The organism is Alteromonas sp. G4i13 (assembly GCF_054960505.1).
The window spans coordinates 20,018-39,907 of the sequence record NZ_JBHNYX010000042.1 but is presented as its reverse complement, the minus strand read 5'-3'; the positions used below and the strand labels follow the sequence as shown (position 1 = coordinate 39,907).

The 19,890-nt window shown below is 43.6% G+C and carries 16 protein-coding genes and 1 tRNA gene; 8 read left to right on the top strand and 9 right to left on the bottom strand.

Annotated features, from left to right (window positions below; translation table 11 throughout):
• Positions 1 to 47: 47 nt before the first annotated feature.
• The gene (locus tag ACFI6J_RS17395; protein ID WP_348670411.1) at positions 48 to 476 is read right to left on the bottom strand and encodes a hypothetical protein; all 429 of its coding nucleotides are present in this window, start codon (positions 474 to 476) and stop codon (positions 48 to 50) included.
• A 61-nt stretch (positions 477 to 537) separates the two neighbouring features.
• On the bottom strand, positions 538 to 1,095 hold the full coding sequence (gene yjgA / locus ACFI6J_RS17390) for a ribosome biogenesis factor YjgA (protein WP_014975398.1): 558 nt from the start codon (positions 1,093 to 1,095) through the stop codon (positions 538 to 540).
• A gap of 72 nt (positions 1,096 to 1,167) precedes the next feature.
• On the opposite strand from yjgA, the gene pmbA reads away from it, so the two are divergent.
• Positions 1,168 to 2,499: a metalloprotease PmbA gene (pmbA, locus tag ACFI6J_RS17385; RefSeq protein WP_039236933.1), complete on the top strand. Its 1,332-nt coding sequence runs from the start codon at positions 1,168 to 1,170 to the stop codon at positions 2,497 to 2,499.
• Here the strand turns inward: pmbA and ACFI6J_RS17380 are convergent.
• Positions 2,496 to 3,350 carry an AraC family transcriptional regulator gene (locus ACFI6J_RS17380; RefSeq protein ID WP_156085775.1) on the bottom strand — a complete coding sequence of 285 codons (855 nt, stop codon included), beginning with the start codon at positions 3,348 to 3,350 and terminating at the stop codon, positions 2,496 to 2,498. The two genes, pmbA and ACFI6J_RS17380, sit on opposite strands and share 4 nt — an antisense overlap.
• A 104-nt stretch (positions 3,351 to 3,454) precedes the next feature.
• Here ACFI6J_RS17380 and ACFI6J_RS17375 point away from each other — a divergent pair, with 104 nt between their 5' ends.
• Positions 3,455 to 6,574: a beta-galactosidase gene (locus ACFI6J_RS17375; protein WP_156085776.1), complete on the top strand. Its 3,120-nt coding sequence runs from the start codon at positions 3,455 to 3,457 to the stop codon at positions 6,572 to 6,574.
• 157 nt (positions 6,575 to 6,731) lie between these two features.
• Here ACFI6J_RS17375 and arcA read toward each other — a convergent pair whose 3' ends face one another.
• The 6 genes from arcA to ACFI6J_RS17345 all read right to left on the bottom strand — a co-directional run bounded on the left by arcA (position 6,732) and on the right by ACFI6J_RS17345 (position 13,519).
• Positions 6,732 to 7,439 (bottom strand): two-component system response regulator ArcA, encoded by a 708-nt coding sequence (gene arcA / locus ACFI6J_RS17370; RefSeq protein ID WP_014947922.1) that lies wholly within the window; start codon positions 7,437 to 7,439, stop codon positions 6,732 to 6,734.
• 154 nt (positions 7,440 to 7,593) lie between these two features.
• Positions 7,594 to 9,240 carry a sensor histidine kinase gene (locus ACFI6J_RS17365; RefSeq protein ID WP_039236941.1) on the bottom strand — a complete coding sequence of 549 codons (1,647 nt, stop codon included), beginning with the start codon at positions 9,238 to 9,240 and terminating at the stop codon, positions 7,594 to 7,596.
• A gap of 107 nt (positions 9,241 to 9,347) precedes the next feature.
• Complete coding sequence (gene glgA / locus ACFI6J_RS17360) at positions 9,348 to 10,772, bottom strand: glycogen synthase GlgA (protein WP_462586286.1); 1,425 nt, start codon at positions 10,770 to 10,772, stop codon at positions 9,348 to 9,350.
• Positions 10,773 to 10,921: 149 nt separating this feature from the next.
• The gene (locus ACFI6J_RS17355) at positions 10,922 to 12,004 is read right to left on the bottom strand and encodes a methyltransferase (RefSeq protein ID WP_014947925.1); all 1,083 of its coding nucleotides are present in this window, start codon (positions 12,002 to 12,004) and stop codon (positions 10,922 to 10,924) included.
• Positions 12,004 to 12,723, bottom strand: a complete 720-nt coding sequence (trmB, locus tag ACFI6J_RS17350; protein ID WP_156085777.1) for a tRNA (guanosine(46)-N7)-methyltransferase TrmB — start codon at positions 12,721 to 12,723, stop codon at positions 12,004 to 12,006. The genes ACFI6J_RS17355 and trmB overlap by 1 nt, the downstream gene beginning before the upstream one ends.
• A 91-nt stretch (positions 12,724 to 12,814) precedes the next feature.
• Entirely contained in the window at positions 12,815 to 13,519 is a 705-nt protein-coding gene (locus ACFI6J_RS17345; RefSeq protein WP_156085778.1) for an alpha/beta fold hydrolase, read from the bottom strand.
• 113 nt (positions 13,520 to 13,632) lie between these two features.
• Between ACFI6J_RS17345 and mutY the strand changes: the two genes are divergently transcribed.
• The 6 genes from mutY to ACFI6J_RS17315 all read left to right on the top strand — a co-directional run bounded on the left by mutY (position 13,633) and on the right by ACFI6J_RS17315 (position 19,674).
• The gene (gene mutY / locus ACFI6J_RS17340; protein WP_156085779.1) at positions 13,633 to 14,700 is read left to right on the top strand and encodes an A/G-specific adenine glycosylase; all 1,068 of its coding nucleotides are present in this window, start codon (positions 13,633 to 13,635) and stop codon (positions 14,698 to 14,700) included.
• Between the two features lie 59 nt (positions 14,701 to 14,759).
• Entirely contained in the window at positions 14,760 to 15,032 is a 273-nt protein-coding gene (locus ACFI6J_RS17335) for an oxidative damage protection protein (RefSeq protein WP_014947929.1), read from the top strand.
• Between the two features lie 329 nt (positions 15,033 to 15,361).
• Positions 15,362 to 15,437 (top strand) — tRNA-Phe (locus ACFI6J_RS17330).
• Positions 15,438 to 15,951: 514 nt separating this feature from the next.
• On the top strand, positions 15,952 to 17,190 hold the full coding sequence (locus ACFI6J_RS17325; protein ID WP_197044376.1) for a hypothetical protein: 1,239 nt from the start codon (positions 15,952 to 15,954) through the stop codon (positions 17,188 to 17,190).
• Positions 17,180 to 17,707 (top strand): hypothetical protein, encoded by a 528-nt coding sequence (locus tag ACFI6J_RS17320; protein WP_061439114.1) that lies wholly within the window; start codon positions 17,180 to 17,182, stop codon positions 17,705 to 17,707. Before ACFI6J_RS17325 ends, ACFI6J_RS17320 begins: the two co-directional genes overlap by 11 nt.
• Positions 17,695 to 19,674, top strand: coding sequence for an AAA family ATPase (locus ACFI6J_RS17315; RefSeq protein ID WP_156085780.1), 1,980 nt, complete (start codon positions 17,695 to 17,697; stop codon positions 19,672 to 19,674). Before ACFI6J_RS17320 ends, ACFI6J_RS17315 begins: the two co-directional genes overlap by 13 nt.
• Positions 19,675 to 19,890 lie beyond the last annotated feature (216 nt).

Below are 19,890 nucleotides of genomic sequence, written 5' to 3'. Positions count from 1 at the left end.
GGCCTAGGCACCAACCTTTTTTGTGTGCGAACTGGGATAAGTAGTGGCTAACTTTCAAATCCTTTTTCATTCAACCACTCAATAGCATCTTCTTCGTTGGTAAAAATACCTAGCTCAAGGCCTGCATTGTCGTAAATTCTCTGAAATTGCGCTCTTACAATAGGCTGCACCGTGGTATCGCCAATAACTAGCGCGCCAAGCGCCATTCCGTGCTTCGCACGCCACTCTATTGAACGCTGCAGTTCTGTCTCACCTGCTTTAGTGAGAAGGGCAGAACCATGCAAAAAACCTAAAAATGCCCAGTGATTCCCACCAAAACTGTTAATCACATCCATCATGTCGCGTGCGTAACGCTCAATGGCTGAACCATCGGCAATACCTTCAGCCGACACGCCAACAACGCTACCAAGCACAGCAATTTGATACTGACCGTACTTGCTTTTCAGTGTTGCGTTAGGGTTAGAAAATATTTTCACACTATCCCCCTTTGGCTGGTGAACGAAACTGTGATGTTGAGATTACTTTAATTGCAGACCGTTAATCCTCATGAATAACGTCTTTCAAATACTGAAACAGCTCTCTGAATGCTTTAGGCGGCGCATTTTTTTCACGCTCTTTTTTAACTTGGCGATGAAATTGGCGCAGCTTTTGGCGGTCCAGTTCAGGATGCGCTTCAATCAGCTTTTGAATAGCGGGGTCGCCCTGTTCAATCACGGCTTCACGGGCTTTTTCTAGTGCATGAAAGGCCGCATTGCTCGCCTGATGCTGATGTGTAATTTTAGCCAACGCCTCTTCAATAGGGGCGGTATCTCTATGACGTAAAGCTTTGCCGATAAACTGAAGTTGACGGCGGTAACCGTCTTTTTTCTTATTCACTTTGCGGGCAATAGCTACGGCGTCAGCAAGCTCTTCATCCATAGGGATCGTCGCTATGTGAGCATCGGTTAGGTTAACCAAGGTTTCACCTAGCTTGTGAAGTTCTTTAGCTTGACGCTTCAGCTCAGTTTTACTGATTAATTCTTCCTCTTCGAACTCATCTGCTTGCGCATCTTCGAAGTAAGGATCTTCAGGAGAATTGTATTTCTGATCACTCATTTCAAACTCATTAGTGTTACACTTTAGCTAAATTGTAACTATCACAGTCGAATTAAGACAGCGAAACTTACTATGCAAATTGAGCAGCAGTTAGCCGACATTCAAAATGTCGTAGATGATGTACTGAAATTAGCCCTTTCTAAAGGCGCAACACAAGCCGAAGCCAGCATGTCTAAAGTGCAGGGCATCGCCGTTTCTTCACGTATGCAAGAAGTTGAAAACGTTGAATTTACCAACGACGGCGGCTTAGGTATAAGCGTATACGTAGGCAAGCGAAAGGGGAGTGCGTCTACCGCAGATCTGAGCAAAGCGGCGCTAACACTCGCGGTGGAAAAAGCCGTCGATATTGCTCGCTATACCAGTGAAGATCCTTGTACAGGTTTGGCCGATGCCGACCTTATTGCTACCGAGTTCCCTGATTTAGACCTGTATCACCCTGAAGAATTAGATACTGAAAAGGCCATTAAAACTGCTATTGAAGCCGAAACGGCGGCAATGAATTACGACTCGCGCATTACAAATTCAGATGGCGCGTCGTATAACGCAAATCTAGGTATGCGCGTTTACGGCAACACGCACGGTATCAATGCAGGTTATCCTAGCAGCCGTTATTCACTAAGCTGTATGGTTATTGGCGCACAAGATAACGATATGCAGCGCGATTACGCTTACACAGTAAGTCGTAAAGCGTCTTTGCTGCAATCGGCAAGTGCAGTGGGTATTGATGCCGCTAAAGCTACTGTAGACCGTTTGGGGGCTCGTAAAATCAACACCGCAAACGTGCCTGTGCTTTTACACCGTGACATCGCATCTAGCTTGTTTGGTCATTATGTCGGAGCTATTAGCGGTGGTAGCCTTTATCGTCGCTCTAGCTTCTTGCTAGATAGCTTGGGTAAACAAGTTTTCCCAGAATGGCTTAATATTGAAGAGCGTCCGTTTATTAAAGGCGGTCTGGCAAGCTCAAGCTTCGACAACGAAGGTGTGGCATGTTCTGACATGACCATTGTCGATGCGGGTAAATTGGCTACATATCTTTATACCACTTACTCGTCGCGTAAGCTAAACACCCGCTCGAATGGCCATGCCGGTGGTATTCATAACTGGCTAGTAGGTGATACGGGTCACAGCGACGCCGACCTGCTTAAAGAAATGGGCACAGGTTTGTTCGTAACCGAACTGATGGGGCAGGGCGTTAACGGTGTGACGGGCGATTACTCGCGCGGCGCAGCGGGATACTGGGTTGAAAATGGCATCATCCAATACCCAGTTCACGAGGTAACTATTGCTGGCAATCTGAAAGATATGTTTAAAGGCATTGTGGCAATTGGCGCTGAAAAAGATGTGCGCGGTAGTGTACAGACCGGTTCTGTGCTTATTGACCAAATGAAGATAGCAGGCAGCTAGTTTACGCTTTCTCGAAACGCTGAAGGAGACAGCCCGGTCGACTTCTTAAAGCGTTTCGAGAACGTAAATACATTTGCGTAGCCTACATAACTGGCGATATAAGATACGGGCCACTGCGTGCTTAGTAATAAGCTTTTGGCTCGTGTCATACGCAAATGGATAACGTGCTGTTTGGGACTGCGCCCAAACACTTGTAAGCACAGCCTGTGAAGGTGAGGGGCAGAATAATGCGCTTTCTCACTTAAGCTTTCCATATCCCAATCAAACTGAAGCTGTTTTTCAACCGCAGAAAAGAGACTGTGTAGTCTGCTTACTTGGCGTCGTTCTTTCTCATCGTGAGTATGTACGTCACTCAAAGGCGCATCAATAATACGGTACAGGTGGCGAGAGACAACTTGCATCGCCGAATTTCGATTCTCGACGTCACGCTCTAAATACAAAAGTTCCATTGCATAATGCAGGCCTTCCAGCATGGCATTATCCACTATCACAGCACTTCGCTTATTAAATGGTGTCCAGCGTTCGGAGTCTGCCAAGTTTACCCAAATTATATCCCATTGCTCACTGACTATTGTGACTTCAAAACTTTGTCCAGCGGGTAAAATAATTAGCTGTCCTTCATCTAATTGCATCTCGCCTGATGGGACACGAAATTTTCCTTGTCCATGAATGCTGTAAAACAAGGTGTGGTTAGGAGGCGAAACGCGACCTACCGTATAGTTACCTGATAAGTTAGAGCATCCTGCTAGTTCAATCTCTATGTCGCTGATTTCAGGCGCATTACTACTATCAATAAAGCGTTCAAAGCACTTAGGGCCTATGTCTACAATGTCTCTAAAGCTAAGTTGCATAAATGTGAAATGATAGTTTTGGATAAATATTTGAAAGATTAGAGCATAAAGGATTTAATGAAAGTTAGCTATATTGCGCTTAACGAAAAAGTAAAGGATATGACATGCTTAATGTTGCGCAAGTAGTAGCTCAAAACGATTGGCAAAACCCGGTTGTATTTCAGAGGAATCGTATCAATGCCCACAGCCCACATCACGGATATAAAACGCTAAAAGACGCATTGCACAATACCAACGCGCAAAAACGTAGTTTAAACGGTCGGTGGGATTTCCGTTTATTTGAAGCTCCAGCAAACGTACCTGAAAGCCTGCTTTCTAAAACATTAAGTGATGACGAGTCTGCTAATTGGCAGCCTATTGCGGTGCCTTCTAATTGGCAGCTGCAAGGTCACGACAAACCAATTTACTGTAACGTTAAATATCCCTTTGCGGTGAACCCTCCAGTGGTACCCAGCGAGAATCCAACGGGTTGCTACCGTACGACATTCAACGTTACCAAGGATGAGTTAAAACAGCGCAATCATATTGTCTTTGAAGGGGTAAATAGCGCGTTTCACTTGTGGTGCAACGGCGAGTATGTAGGCTATTCCCAAGACAGTCGACTACCGGCTGAATTCGATTTGTCTGGCTACTTGGTCGAAGGTGAAAACCGACTAGCGGTAATGGTGATCCGATGGTCAGACGGCAGCTACTTAGAAGATCAGGACATGTGGTGGCTTAGCGGTATCTTCCGCGACGTAAATCTAGTCACCAAACCTCAGCATCACATTCAGGACGTGTTTGTTACGCCAAGCCTTGACGCATGCTATCGCGACGCAACAGTAACCGTACGTACCGCCATCAATGCGCCTTCTACTTACAAAGTGGGCATCCAGCTTTTTGATGGCGATAACGCTGTCACAGAGCCAGTCATTACCGGCACTAACAATAAACGTATTGATGAAAAGGGCGGTTGGGATGATGTAGTTTTTCAAACGCTTCATGTGAATGAACCTAAACACTGGACTGCTGAAACACCGAATCTGTACCGCATCGTAGTCTCACTTATTGATGAGAATGGCAACGCCGTTGATGTTGAGGCCTATAACGTTGGCTTTAGAAACATTGAAATGAAAAGCGGCCAGTTATTGGTAAATGGTAAAGCCGTGCTAATTCGTGGGGTTAACCGTCACGAACACCATCAGACGAAAGGGCATGCAATCAATGAAAATGACATGCTTGAAGACATTAAGTTGTTAAAGCAAAACAACTTCAATGCCGTGCGTACCGCTCATTATCCAAATCACCCTCGTTGGTATGAGCTTTGTGATGAATACGGGCTTTATGTGGTAGATGAAGCCAACATCGAAACCCACGGTATGTTCCCAATGGGAAGGCTTTCTCGCGACCCGCTATGGGCCGGCGCCTACATGGCACGCTTCACGCAAATGGTCGAGCGCGACAAAAACCACCCCAGCATCATTATTTGGTCGTTAGGGAATGAGTCTGGTCACGGCCCTACACACGATGCAATGTATGGCTGGGCAAAGTCATTTGACCCATCGCGCCCTGTACAGTACGAAGGCGGCGGCGCTGATACAACGGCTACCGACATTATTGCACCAATGTACGCTCGGGTTGATACCGACATTAAAGACGATGCCGTGCCTAAGTGGGCCATTAAAAAATGGTTGTCGATGCCGGGGGAAAACCGCCCCGTTATTCTATGCGAATATGCGCATGCTATGGGTAATAGCTTGGGTAGCTTTGATGAATACTGGAAAGCGTTTAAGGCTTATCCTCGCCTTCAAGGTGGCTTTATTTGGGACTGGGTTGATCAAGGATTAGTAAAACACACTAATAGCGGCGAAGCTTACTGGGCTTACGGCGGAGACTTCGGCGATACTGAAAACGACAGACAATTCTGTATAAACGGTCTGTTATTTCCAGACAGAACGCCACATCCGCACTTATTAGAAGCTAAATATTGTCAGCAGCACTTAAGCTTTTCGTTGGTTGAGAAAGACAACAAGTTTGAGCTTACCGTAAGCAGTGATTACCTATTTAGACGTACAGACAATGAGTTGTTACGTTGGCAATTGCTAGAAAACGGAAAACCGATTGCTGAGGCAAAGGGCGAATGTGAAATCGACATTGCCCCGCAACAAACACAAACGCTCAGCCTGGCCCCAGATATTACATTCAAAGCGGGTGCCGACTATCACTTAAATATTGACGTAGTATTAGCAAAAGATAGCCCGTGGGCTCATGCAGGGCATGTCATGGACACCGCCCAGTTAGCGCTAGTCAACAAGCTTGGAATTGTGTCGTTTTCTCTTAATGATAACGACATAGCAAACGGTACTAGTGAGCTATCAATTGAAGCTCAGGATGGGATGTTGCTGGTACATGCGCTAAACAACGTATTTAGTTTTAGTAGTGAAAGCGGGCTATTAACCTCGTGGCTTCAAGGCGCGGAGGAAATACTTAGCGCGCCGCTAGAAGATAACTTCTTTAGAGCGCCGCTAGATAACGACATCGGGGTAAGCGAAGTTGATAATCCCGACCCGAATGCGTGGGAGTCACGCTGGCGTCGTGCTGGAATTGGCAAGTGGACACGCACTTGCACAAGTGTAAATGTTGAGCAGGGCGCGCAAGACGTGCGTACAACATCGTTATTTGATTATCACCATTCAGGAAAGCTGGTAGCGGCAACAAAGTGGGTTTACACCATAAATGTACAGGCCAAGCTATCGGTAGACGTTGAAGTGCTTTTGGATGATGGTTTACCGCCTATGCCGCGTATTGGTATGCAAACGGCGGTACCCGTAGCCAATAAGCCAACGTCGATTACCTGGCAAGGACTAGGGCCATTTGAGAACTATCCTGACAGAAAAGCGGCAGTGCGTTATGGTCGCTACACCTTACCTATAGAAGAGATGCAAACGTGCTACATATTCCCAACGGACAACGGCTTGCGCTGTGGCTGTACACAACTTGAGGTTAGCGGCCTGAAAGCAAAAGGACAGTTCTATTTTAACGTGAGCGAATATGGACAAGCACAGCTAGACGAGGCAAAACACACCTGTGATTTAACACCTCAAGATTGTGTGTTTGTGTACATAGATCATGCCCACATGGGCGTAGGCGGCGATGATTCATGGAGCCCAAGTACACATAAAGCATTCTTGTTGGAAGAGAAGCAATACCGCTACTCAGTTTGCTTTAGCGCTGCTGACAACTAATCCTCAGTGCGAAGTCGATCATTTAGCACTCGATATCTCAAATGACAATTCGCGGCATAGCTTAGTTATGCCGTCACTGGGATAAAGTGTTTACATATAAAAAAGCCGCTACACAGTAGCGGCTTTTCATTAATTCAAAACTCGTTCAGGCAACGTCTTAGCCGTCAACCTGACCGCAGAAACGGTAACCTTCACCGTGAATGGTTACAATCAATTCTTCATCTGAAGGATCTGATTCGAAGTGCTTACGAATACGACGAATCGTTACGTCAACCGTACGGTCATTCGGACGAAGTTCACGCCCCGTCATTTCCATAATTAGCTGCTCACGGGTAAGGATCTTACCTGGATTGCTTAGGAAAAGGTGAAGAGCGCGGAATTCACTGCGTGGTAGACGGAACTCTTTCCCGCTAGGCGAAATCAGTGAACGGCTATCACCGTCAAGCGTCCAACCGTTGAAGCTTACACGGCTTGGTAAATCGTCGTCTTCTGAAGAGTTTGTAGTACGAGACAGTAAGTTGCGCGCGCGAATAGTCAATTCACGAGGGTTGAAAGGCTTAGTCAGATAATCGTCTGCGCCAATTTCAAGACCTAGAATACGGTCAACGTCGTTATCACGACCCGTTAGGAAGATAAGCCCGACGTTTTTACGGTCACGTACTTCACGTGCCAAGATAAGGCCATTTTTCCCCGGTAGGTTAATGTCCATGATAACCAAATTGATAGCGTGATTCTCGAAGAAATCATGCATTTGATCACCGTTCTCGGCCTCAAACACATTATACCCTTCCGCTTCAAATAAACTCTTAAGCGTGGTACGGGTTACCACCTCATCTTCAACAATTAACACATTTGGCGTCTGCATGGTGTTCTACACTCTTTCTAAAATACGATTTAAGCAACTAACTGGTTAAATTTTAATATTCATGTACTTGATTGCAAGCAACTTGTGAATATTCTTACTGTTAAGGTATTGGGGTTAGCCAATAAAAATCAAGAAAAGTTCATACTTTATACAACTATTCTGACGTTTTCGCATTAACAACGGGGAAGATAATTACAAATTCTACGCCGTTGCCTTCCTCACTGGTGATCGATATTGAACCATTAAGGGCTTGCGTTACTAAGTTGTATACCAAGTGCATTCCCAATCCGGAACCACCTTGCCCACGCTTCGTGGTGACAAAGGGATCAAATATCCGTTTGCGAATCTCTGGGGAAATGCCTTTTCCGTTATCGGTATAAACAAGCTTGAGCTTATTGCTACTCACCATTTCGGCACGAATATCAATTGTGCCTTCATCCATGGTTTCAAACCCATGAATAACCGAATTCATGATTAAATTAATCAAGATTTGATTTATTGGGCCAGCCTTCGTTTCAACGCTAAGGGTAGGGTCGCAATCTACGTTGATGTTGTGTTTTAATTTTTTGAGTCGAGGCTGCAATGACAATAGTATCTCATTAACTAGCTGTACAACGCAAAAACTTCGACTAGATTCTGAGGTTTGATCTACAGCAACCTGCTTAAAACTGCTAATAAGTTCGGCAGCTCTGTTCAAATTGCGGTAAATTATGTTGAGGTTTTCGTTACTTTCATCCAAAAAGCGTTTCATTGCACTGGCTTTCAGCGTTTTATTTTCAAAGTCTTTTTGAATAACCGCTAACCTGTCTAGCATCATTGTCGACGCAGTAACGCCTAAACCTATCGGAGTATTTACCTCGTGCGCAACGCCCGCAACCATATCACCAAGCGAGGCCATCTTTTCATTCTGTACAATTTGACGCTGAAACTGATGTAGCTTTTCTAACGTTTGAATAAGTTCCTGGTTTGCATCCTTAAGGGCGGTGGTTCGGTGACTTACCATATCTTCTAAGCTGGCATTGAGCTTTCTATGTTGCTCCTCCGCCTGTCGTTGCTTTTGCATGTACTCTTGCATGCGAAACAGCATCACATTCACGGCGTCAGCCAAGATATCGAGTTCTCTAATAGTGGAGCCGCTGGCACGGGCTGAATAATCACGTTGTCGTGAAGTACGCTGCAAGAAGTTAGCAATGTCTTCAACGGGGCCAGTTACAATACGTTGCATACGCACTGCAAAGTAAAAGCTAATAGCCAAAAGCGCCAAGGCTACTGCCAAATTAAGCCAAATCGACTTTCCAACAAGCTGGTTAAAATTCTCTGAGGAAATTCGTAAATATATCCAGCCCAACTGAATGTTCGTCTCAGTGTCGAAGACTTTTGCACTTAATTCAAGGTATTGACCATTGTCGGCCAATTGAGGTGTCATAAACATGGACGCCAGTTGATTTTCCTTGCCTCCTAACAATAACTGGCCTTCCTTGTTATAAGAGGCGAAAATCTGGGGCTCTAGGTTACCGCTTTGCGCTTTGTAAACATGGGCATTTAAAACATGGTCGGCGGCAGCAAGGTTACTTAGGGCAAGTTCAATACGCTCTGGCGTTTCGTCATAAAGATACATAGCTGAGCTGCTTGCGACCAACTTGGCCAACATGAGTGCGTTAGACTCAAGTTCATGACGGTAGGTTTTAATTTGCGTGTAGACGGCAAGACTGGATAACACTGCAAGCGAAAACGTAGTAATTGACATTACCACCCAAATGAAAAGGCTTTTAATCGTAAGCTTGACTACTTTATCCGTCATATCCGTTTTGCGTATTGTCCATTCGCGTCTTCCATATATTCATAGTGGCGCAAAAATGCGCAAAAAGGAAGACGCCCATAAACAATAATTAATGTACGCAAAGCCCTTTAGTTGAGGTTTGAAACGTATAGTTGCTGGTAATTCTTCGCCGCTGCTTCCCATGTGAATCGCGTTCGCATTCCACGTTGCTGCATCGCCCTGAATTTTCCGGCATCTTCGTAGAACGCCAGCAGAGCTCGACGAATACAAGATAGCAGTGCATGTGGCGTAGGATCATCAAACACAAAACCCGTACCTTCGCTATCGTTGCTGTAATCGATAACCGTGTCTTTGAGTCCGCCTACCGAACGTACGATGGGGATGGTTCCATAAGCTAAGCTGTACATCTGGTTCAATCCGCACGGCTCAAACTGAGAAGGCATTAGGAAGAAATCAGCGCCGGCTTCTACCAAATGGGCATGTTCGGAACTAAACCCATTTATAAACGCGAATTGGTCAGGGTGTTGTTGAGCGAATTCGCCAAGGTCCATACACACTTTAGGGTCGCCCGTGCCCACAATTACCATTTGAACATTGTGCTTAATTAAATCGTCCAAGATGGGCAGTATGTAGCCAAAGCCTTTTTGTTCAGTCAGCCGGCACACCATTCCAATAAGCGGTACGTTGCCATTCTCAGGTAATCCCGACTTCTCCTGTAATGCTCGTTTACATGCGGTCTTTGGATGAAGATTCTCTACACTGTAATTCTCAGGTAGGAATGTATCTGTCTCGGGGTTCCACTGCGTGTAGTCACATCCGTTAAGAATACCGCTTAAGTCGGCTTGACGATTTACAAGCCGCTCGTGCAGGCCATGACTACCCAGGTCAGTAAGTAACTCGCTCGCATAGTTAGGGCTTACGGTTGTCACTTTCGTGGCAAACTCAATTCCGCTTTGCAGCATATTGATGTAACCGCCGTGCACTTGCGCCAGAATGTTTGGATGATGGCGAAGAAAGGGAATGCTCTCAAGCTTATGCACGCCTTGAAAAGCCGCGTTATGAATAGTGAATATGGTTTTAGTACCGTCAAAATACCCAGATTTGTCGTGGGTAAGTAAAAACGGCAGCATGGCCGCATGCCAGTCGTGACAGTGAATAATGTCAGGCTTTTTATCAATAGCTTTTAGCGTTTGAAGTACGGCGCCACTGAAAAAGCTAAAGCGCTCACCATTGTCTTCATAGGCCTCAAATGCGTTGGCGTATAGCCCTTCACGCATAAAGTATTCAGGCGAGTCTACAAAGTAAATAGGAATGCCGTGCCATTGCATGTAGCGAATATCAAAATGGTACACCTGACCTTCAGTAAACAGGGTTTGTTGCTCGGTTACAGTTGGTAAGTTCAACTGTTCAGCCAGTACTTGGTAATAAGGCATAACAATGGTGATGCTTTCGCCCAAGGTATCAAGCGCGAGTGGGAGTGCTTTTCCAACGTCTGCAAGGCCGCCGGTTTTTACCAATTCTTCAACTTCTGAAATAGCAAATACAATATTCACAGGTGATCCCCCAGAGCGTAACGTGCAGTGCACTTGTAATGCTTAAATATAGTGTACGGAAAAAGCGCCGTATGCCATTGCGTGGAGTACGCAATGGCATGAGCAACAGGTAGAAAAGCTAAATTAGCACAAGCTAATGGTTTTTTTAATCACAAAGCCGCTTGATAAACAGAAAATTGCGACGTTTGTGCTGTGGTATAGACCGTTTGGAAGTGCTCAGCGAGCAAACCTGGGTAGGGTAAGAATCGGTTTGCCACCATCTGCATAGTGCCGCCACGACTTAAGCTTGCTTTAGCGTCAGAAATAAAGCGCTTAGTGATGGTGTAGTCAGTTTTAATGCCAGTATGAAATGGCGGGTTGGTGACAATATGCTGTACTTTTTGGGTAAAACCGTGCAATCCATCTGCAGCATAGAGTGTTGCTGATAATCCGTTGTCTGCTAGGGTGAGTGCACTACAGTAAACTGCAAGTGCGCTAACATCAGTAAGATGAAGCTTCAAATGCGGATACTTAAGCATTATATAACTGGCAATCACGCCAGCGCCGCATGCGAAATCCAGAATTTCACCACTCAGTGACGTTGAGAGTTTTTCTAGTAAAAGCTCAGTTCCCGCATCCAGTTCTTTGTAGCTGAATACGCCAGGCATAGAGGCCACTTGCCAAGCCGTGCCCTCAACGTGATAAGTATTCATATCGAGCCATGCATCCGGTTCAAAGGCAAGATGTGGCTCTTCAACTAAAACGGTAATAAGACTGCAGTGGCGAGCAGAATCAACCTTTTGGGTTGGTCCGTATTGGTCCATCAACTTAGCAGCACTCTTTATACCGCCCTTATTTTCACCCACCACGTGAATACGACCATTTTGGCCCACCATGCTGGCTGCCATTCGCAATAGCATCTGAAAATGGGTTTTTGCTTTGGGTAAGAAAATCATCACGTCAGTGTGAGATTTCTCTAGTGCAACGAAAGGCGTAAATATATGAGTATGATTTCCGACTTTTTGCGTCACCTCAAAACCTGTGCGCGTAATATCTCGGCTATCAAACGATACCGAGGGTACGACTCTTACGCACTCTGAAAAAATATCGAAATACTGGTGAATTACCGTGACTTCTTGCGATTTAAGACCGTCCAGAAAATACGCATCAGAAGGGTTGATAAATGCCCACTGACCTTCGTCGAAAAGCGCGATATTACGTTCTAACAGTTGGCTTTGAGGAGATAAAATCATTACTTAGTACGCTCGAAAATTAGATCCCAAACGCCATGACCTAGTTTTTGGCCACGGGTTTCAAACTTGGTAATTGGGCGGTAGTCTGGACGAGGTACATAGTCGCCGTCAGTTGCAGTATTGGTGTAACTGTCGGCATTGATCATAACGTCTAACATGTGCTCAGCATATTGCTCCCAATCCGTCGCCATATGAAAACAACCGCCAATAGCTAATTTGGTGCGAACCAGCTCAACAAATTCAGGTTGAACAATACGGCGTTTGTGGTGACGCTTCTTGTGCCAAGGATCTGGGAAAAATAGTTGTAGGCGAGACAACGAACCGTCTGGGATCATATTCTTAAGCACTTCTACTGCATCATGGTCCATTACACGCAAGTTCTCGACGCCTTGTTCGCTTGCTTCAGCTAAGCATGCGCCAACGCCTGGACGGTGAACTTCAATGCCGATAAAGTCTTTCTCAGGTGCATTTGCGGCCATTTCAACCAATGACTTGCCCATACCAAAGCCAATTTCTACAACAACAGGCGCACTTCGGCCAAAAATTTCTGACAGCGATAACGGTGCTTCAGCGTAGTCAATGCCCTTGGTTGGCCAGTGATCTTCTAGCGCTTTTTCTTGTGCTTTAGTAAGTCTACCTTCGCGTTTCACGAAGCTTTTTACCTTGCTTACGTATACTCCAGCGGCTTCTGCTTCCGCCTGACTTTTGAATTGCCTCATTTGCAATGCCTTTCTTACCCAATTTTATGGTGGCGCATTATCCACTTACCCACGGCTTATGCAACGCTATCGTGGCAAAAATGCTGTAATTTTATACGCCAATTTGTTTAGCAATAATAGACGCTACGGCGTCAGTTTTCTCAAGTACTACCATATGCCCGGCGTCACTAATGGTGTGGAACGTCGCTTTGGGTAGTACATTTTTTAGCTGCTTAATTGTTTCTGCTGGTGCAATGGCGTCTTGCTGGGCAGTAATAAACGTTACTGACGCATTGATCTTTGCGAGCGCTTTAACGGTACTTTCTCGTGGTGTGGTTGCTAGCGTGTGGTTGAGTAACGTTGTTTTACCTAAATCCTGCGCCATCGATTTTACAACGCCAGCCACGTTTTCATCCGCTAAGCGGGAAGGGTGGATAAATCGCGAAAGATAAGCGTCGTTGTCGGGCTTAAAGTTACCTTGCTTAAGCATAGTAGTAAGCTGCTTACGCTTTGCAATTTCTTCTTTTGATAACCCTTCTGGGTTGTAACCGATTAAGGTTAGCGAAGCAATATTGGCAGGATTGCGCTGTGCTACTAATGCAGCTATAAACCCGCCCATCGAATAACCCACAAGGTGCACTTTTTCGTTATCAAGAATACGATATTCACTTAATGCCAGCATTTCTTCTAGCGATGCTGCCCATTGAAGCGGTACATAACGACGTTGTGCAATATTTAGTTCGCGCCAAAGCGGTAGAAATACGCGCTCGTCACAGAGCGTACCGGGAAAAAATAAAACAGGGTGCTGCACAGACACGTGTGCTCCTTAACAATAAACTGGCTAGTTACATGCTACCATAGCGCGCTTTTTAATGAATGGTCGCTAAGTAGAAAACGACCAAGCGGTAGTAACTGCCCATACAGACGATTATGACAGAACAACAATATACAGGTAGCTTTGCAGAGCGAGCACTCGCATGGTTTGATAAACACGGGCGAAAGCATTTGCCTTGGCAACAAGACGTTACGCCTTATAAGGTGTGGGTGTCGGAAATAATGCTGCAGCAAACTCAAGTCACCACGGTAATTCCCTACTTTAAACGCTTTATGGCGTCTTTTCCCACCGTGCACGACTTGGCTAAGGCTTCTCAAGACGACGTGCTTCATCATTGGACTGGGCTTGGCTACTACGCAAGAGCAAGAAATCTTCACAAAGCTGCGAATACGCTGGTAGAAAAGTACAACGGCGAGTTTCCCTATAGTCTAGAAGAAGTCATGGATTTGCCCGGCATAGGGCGCTCTACCGCTGGGGCGATACTTTCGCTGTCTCGCAATATGCGCTTTCCTATATTAGATGGCAACGTGAAGCGTGTGTTGGCCCGATACTATGCAATCGGCGGGTGGCCGGGACAGAAAAAGGTAGAGAATCAGCTTTGGGAAGTGGCCGAGAAAAACACGCCTACCAATTCAGAAGGCGGACGTTGTGCCAACTATACGCAGGTGATGATGGACTTGGGCGCGATGATCTGTACGCGAAGCAAGCCAAAGTGTGATGAGTGCCCGCTTCAAGCCGACTGTATTGCCTACGCCCAAGGCGCGCAAGCCGACTACCCGGGTAAGAAGCCGAAAAAGGCGCTACCGGAGAAATCCACCTATATGATGGTGGCGCAGTTTAACAGCCAAGTGTATTTAGAGCAGCGGCCCTCAACAGGGCTTTGGGGGGGCCTATATGGTTTTATTGAGGTGTCTTCAATAGAAGAGGGGATTGAGCAGTTTGCCAAGCGAGGTATCAGTGTCGACGAAACCCGAACGCTTGAAGGGTTCCGTCATACCTTTAGCCATTTTCATTTAGATATCACCCCAGTAGTGGCCGTGGTAAACTCTGCTCCATCAAAGCGCGTAGCCGAAACGGCATTTCGTTGGTTTTCGTTGAACGAGCCTATTGAAGTTGGTTTGGCGGCACCTACAACCAAGATTATTCAGCAGTTAATGCGTTAGGCGTTCTAAGCCCAACGCAATATTTTTTGCTAAGCAGATAGCGAACGAAAGGAAATAACATGGCAAGAACGGTATTTTGTCGCAAGCTTCAAAAAGAAGCTGACGGCTTAGATTTCCAACTTTACCCGGGGGAGCTGGGTAAGCGTATTTTCGACAACATTTCTAAAGAGGCATGGGCTGAATGGCAAAAAAAGCAAACCATGCTAATTAACGAACACAAGTTGAATATGATGGAGCCGAATGCCCGTAAGTTTTTAGAAGAAAAAATGTCGGCATACTTGTTTGACGACGTAGAGCCTACGATTGAAGGCTACGTTCCGCCTGAAAAATAAGCAAAAAAGCGTTTTTTGAGCAAACAATGCGCAAACAGTAATAAAAGCGCAAAAAAAAGCGAGAAAAACGGTTGACTTGTGAAGGCGAAAACCGTTTAATACGCACCCACAGCAGGACAGGCAGTAAACGCCTAGAACGCTAACAAGTTTCAGCCTCGATAGCTCAGTTGGTAGAGCAGCGGATTGAAAAGTGCAAGCACTTCCAATCAGATTTACCAAGAAAGCTTTTAGAGCAATAGTTTTAAAGTTAGTAAGCACTTCGATAAAGCTTGCAAAGCTTGCAAAGTTTTGCAAAGTTTTTTATAAAGCTTACATAGCACAGTTTAAGTGCCTCGATAGCTCAGTTGGTAGAGCAGCGGATTGAAAATCCGCGTGTCCCTGGTTCGATCCCGGGTCGAGGCACCATCATTCAAGCCCTTGCAGAAATGCGAGGGCTTTTTTATTCTTACTGTTTGCTCGTTAGTAAATGCATCGGATTCAAAATCCACCGCCCGCGAGGGTGTGCCGGTTCAAGTCCGGCCTCTGGTACCATCCATAAAAACGCAACAAAACAATAATCGACCTCGAGTCGGTTTTTTTGTGTCTAGAGATTCTGTAATCTGATAGTAAACAAACCCTAGCTCGATACGTCATACAAGGATGTATTGTTAATTGTCTTACTTTTGAAGTTTCGTGCCTTGAGGTGAAAATTTGCAGTCATTAGAACCCAGTGAGGCGCTACTCCTCGAAAGAATAAAGCAAATAGCATAACTGACTGGGGCAGCAAGTCGGTGACGAAATGTAACTCTAGCTGGAAATGAATTACAACTTAAAGCAAACTTGCGTTCACTGGAACAGTCACAGCGCATTGTAGTATGCTTTCGTAATCGCAATTGTTCTGAAATAATTTATTTTTGGTCGTAGAAAGGATTTAAGTTTAGTGACTTCAGTATCAATTAACAGGGAAGCTTCAGACAAAACCAAAGGTTTTCGACTGCAAAAAGTTAGAGCAATTGAGCTAATGCTTAAAAGTATAAATAAAGATACTGACTCCGTTTTTTATACTGCAATAGAAAATGTAGAAGATGTCTCCCATTGGCATGTCGAAGATAACAGCCAAAAAAATTACTATGAAGAAGATAAAAATTACGCTGCAGATGGGAAGTTCACAATACACAGCCCTGCCGTAAAAAATACTTTAGTAAGCTTTTTCGACATCTACGCTAACCAATTAAAGAATAGTGAACATGTCTACTTGGGGTTTTATACAACCACAGGTGTTGGTAAAGAGAGAAAACATACACTAGACAATGGCGTAACCATTGAGTTGCCTGACGAGCCTCTATTGGAACTACTAGCTTCAAAAAAAGACTTGAAAGACATAGTTGTGACGGCCATTCACGAAGTATTAAAGGAAGAGTATGAGCGGCAATACCCAAACCAAGATAATAGGGGACACCTGCAAACTCTAAATCAACAAAGTATTTCACAATTAAGAACGTTTTTAGGCAGGATTACATGGAAATTTGGTCAAGACGACGAAATCAGCCTAAAAAAGACTGTTCTAGATTTAATAAAGACTTCGCCTCTTCACAATGTAAACCACGCAAATAAAGAAGAAATAATTTTCTCGCTTTTAATGGAAAAGCTTGATGAAAAGCAAAACAAAACAAATCTTGTTGAAAAGCTAGTTCACAGTTCAGATGTAAAGTTAATTTTTAAGCAAGCTGAATCAGAACTACCAGGCCTCGTCATGGATCCAGTTTGGCAAGAACTTGAAAGGCTTCAGCTTGAAATCACGGATAAACGTAGCTTAATTGATAAGATAGAGGCTGTTGCAAAAGACTACCCCAAAAATAAATTTCAACACCTAGCGAGAAAGGCATGTAGATCAAAGAAAGAACAGTCTGACTCTAACAAGACTGTTCTTTCCCTTAAATATAGAGTTTTCGAAGCTTGCAATGATTACTTCTTCGAAAATGATCGAAAGCCAAACCTAACTGTTAATGAAGTGGATAGTTTATTTTCTGATTTATTTAACGAGTCAGTAGAAAGTATTGATGAATTAAAAAAGGATTATCATTATTCTCTTTCTAACAAAAAGTTGATAGAAGGGATAGTTCTAGACCTATTCGATACATGCTTTTTAGCGTTTGATGAGAGAGAAAATGACAAGTAACCACGTTAAAAAACGATTAATGTATCTATCGGGTGAAGATTTCTATCTTTTCTGTTACTCAATATTTATAATCCTTGACGGGCTCGATTGTGACGAAAAATCAAGCTTCAAAGATTACAGAAAGCTAGCATTCCTGGTAAATATAGTTTCTAGTGAAAAACTTATTTATATCATTGAAAATTCAAGTGAAGCCCCTCTAAATCCGACTGATACTGAGATTCTCTTTAACAGTTACTCCAGTGGGCTAATGCGTCGAAGCGAAGTCTTAAAAATACTCTTTACACTAGAGAAAAGAGGATTTATTGAACTTGAAAGAGGAAGTTCACAAGACTCTATCAATCTTTTCCTTAAAAAAAATGTGATACCAAAAAGCTTTTTTAATCGTGAGGTTTTTTCAAAGGAATATGAAAATATTTCAATATTGAGAAAGTCTGTTCGCCGCCTTAAAACCTTAAAACTGGAAACCATGCTAGACAATATCTACACAAAAAACGGAGTTAGCACATGGGGTATCTAAGGATAAATAAAGTTGTCTACTCAGGCCAGAAGTATCACTTTGAATCCCAAGAGTTCAATAAAAATATAGTAGTTATTGAGGGCGACAATGGCACTGGGAAAAGTACATTATTCAATTTGATTTATTATGGTCTTGGCGGTGAGGTTCAGAGCTTTGATAAAAGTTCTGACGTGAAGCACTTACAAATAACTTCAGACCTTGATAATTATGTAGACCTTTTTGTCACAATATCGCGTAATAGCTTTGTGCTAAGGCGTTACATTGGTGATAACGATATCACTATCACACCTTACACGATCGAATTGAAGAAACTAAATGATAAAGCCGAACCAGAAAAAACATTAAATCTTGATACTGAAAATACTCTCAACCTCAAAGTAAACAGAAACGTTAAAAATGATCACATCTTTTCAGATTGGATACTCGACCAGTTGGGTATCGCAGTTGTAGAGCTTTTCCATGGTTATTCAAACTTTAAAGTGAATTTTAATAACCTTCTCAGGTTAATCTACCATGATCAGCAACCCGATCCGGAGAACATTTACAAAAAGCTAGATAATAAGTCTGCTCTCGTTGCGGACTCAGAAGTACTTCGTAAGGCGATCTTTGAACTTCTAATTGGAAAGTCCTACTCGGATTATTACGATGCAATAGTAAATGAGAAGCGCCTAGCAAAGGAAAAATCCATAGCAAAAAGCCTGGTTGACGAATACAGCCTTATTGCAGATAAGATGCGTAAGAGTGATGAGTTAAAAAAGAACACAAGCTTCCTAAACGCTGAAATCAAAAACCAAGAGGCTCGGCTCGAAAAGTTACACGCTGCTAGATTGGCGTTTAAGAACAATAGGTCTAAAGACAGTACTATTGCTCCAGCGATAGAAGCTACTAAAAGCCAAATAATCACCAACGAGTTGTCTTTAAGTTCAAGGAAGGAAAAGCTCATTAGTCTTTTGAATGAAAGGCAAGATTTAGAGTCAATTCTCACTGAAACGCAAAGAGAAATAAGCCAAATTCAAAAAGTTATTTTCTCCCATGATCAGCTTAATTTGTTCACTGCTGACACTTGCCCCTATTGCCTTGGAAAAGTTGAGAGAGCTGAAGGTCACTGTGTTTGTGGCTCTCCTGTTGAAGAAGAACGTTATGAACGTTTCTTCTATACATCTCAAGAATATAAAGAGATATTAAGAGCTAAAATCAAAACTTTGAAGACAATAAAATTGGCATATAATGGATGTAATGAAGAAATAACAGAAGTCAAAAAATCAATATCCGTTCTTGAGAATAAAATTCAAGAATTACGTAGTCAATTAGAGGCAAACCTCAATAAAATTGACCAAAAGGTTGATATAGAGAGCTTGAACGATATTGACGATAGAATCCTCGATGTAAGGGAAGAGATCAACAACTTATATCAACTTCTGGAAATTGAAACAAAGCTGAAATCGCTGCAAGATGATTATGATGCGAAGCGAGATAGTGCCAAGAAAGCAGAATTGTACAGAAAAGGGCTTGAAGTTAAAGCACAGTTAGATATTACTGACAAAGTTAAAGAGTTTAGTAATATCTATAATCGTTTGGTTGTGGATACCCTGCCGGAATGCAGGTCAGCCCGAATTAAGCTTGAGGATTACTTACCATCTATCAACGAAGGAGAATACAGGGAAGCAAGCTCTAGGGTTTCTATTCGTCTTATGTATTACCTTACACTCATGCACTTGTCACTTAAAAATGACGATGTGTCTTTCCCGAAATTTTTGATGATAGATACGCCTGAAACAGCCGGTATAGAGTTAAAGAATTTGATAAATTGTATTAGTAAGTTCGAGGAGCTCGATGAATATGGCAAAGATTATCAAGTCATACTAGCGACAGGTTTGGGCAAATATCCTGAATCTCTCAAAGACAATAGGGTACTGTTTATGCCCAGCAAACAAAAACAGCACATGCTGCTTAGAGAAGTTAATTAAAACTGTTCATGTAGCAAACGTTATTACTGGAATAGTTAATTAATCACTGTTAAGTCGTATTAATATGGAGTTATTTTTGTTTATTACCGCAACTACTCTGATTATCAGAGGTTTCTGTGAACAGCAACTATTTTCACTTTTTTACATTGACTCGTTCTGCAGCTAATCGGTGATCTTCTTGCTTTGGAGGATTTTATTTGAGCGAATTTCAGGTCA

Coding starts and splice junctions, on each gene's coding strand:
- yjgA (WP_014975398.1), bottom strand. CDS start 1,095: ATGAGTGATCAGAAATACAATTCTCCTGAAGATCCTTACTTCGAAGAT.
- pmbA (WP_039236933.1), top strand. CDS start 1,168: ATGCAAATTGAGCAGCAGTTAGCCGACATTCAAAATGTCGTAGATGAT.
- ACFI6J_RS17380 (WP_156085775.1), bottom strand. CDS start 3,350: ATGCAACTTAGCTTTAGAGACATTGTAGACATAGGCCCTAAGTGCTTT.
- ACFI6J_RS17375 (WP_156085776.1), top strand. CDS start 3,455: ATGCTTAATGTTGCGCAAGTAGTAGCTCAAAACGATTGGCAAAACCCG.
- arcA (WP_014947922.1), bottom strand. CDS start 7,439: ATGCAGACGCCAAATGTGTTAATTGTTGAAGATGAGGTGGTAACCCGT.
- ACFI6J_RS17365 (WP_039236941.1), bottom strand. CDS start 9,240: ATGACGGATAAAGTAGTCAAGCTTACGATTAAAAGCCTTTTCATTTGG.
- ACFI6J_RS17355 (WP_014947925.1), bottom strand. CDS start 12,004: ATGATTTTATCTCCTCAAAGCCAACTGTTAGAACGTAATATCGCGCTT.
- trmB (WP_156085777.1), bottom strand. CDS start 12,723: ATGAGGCAATTCAAAAGTCAGGCGGAAGCAGAAGCCGCTGGAGTATAC.
- mutY (WP_156085779.1), top strand. CDS start 13,633: ATGACAGAACAACAATATACAGGTAGCTTTGCAGAGCGAGCACTCGCA.
- ACFI6J_RS17335 (WP_014947929.1), top strand. CDS start 14,760: ATGGCAAGAACGGTATTTTGTCGCAAGCTTCAAAAAGAAGCTGACGGC.
- ACFI6J_RS17320 (WP_061439114.1), top strand. CDS start 17,180: ATGACAAGTAACCACGTTAAAAAACGATTAATGTATCTATCGGGTGAA.
- ACFI6J_RS17315 (WP_156085780.1), top strand. CDS start 17,695: ATGGGGTATCTAAGGATAAATAAAGTTGTCTACTCAGGCCAGAAGTAT.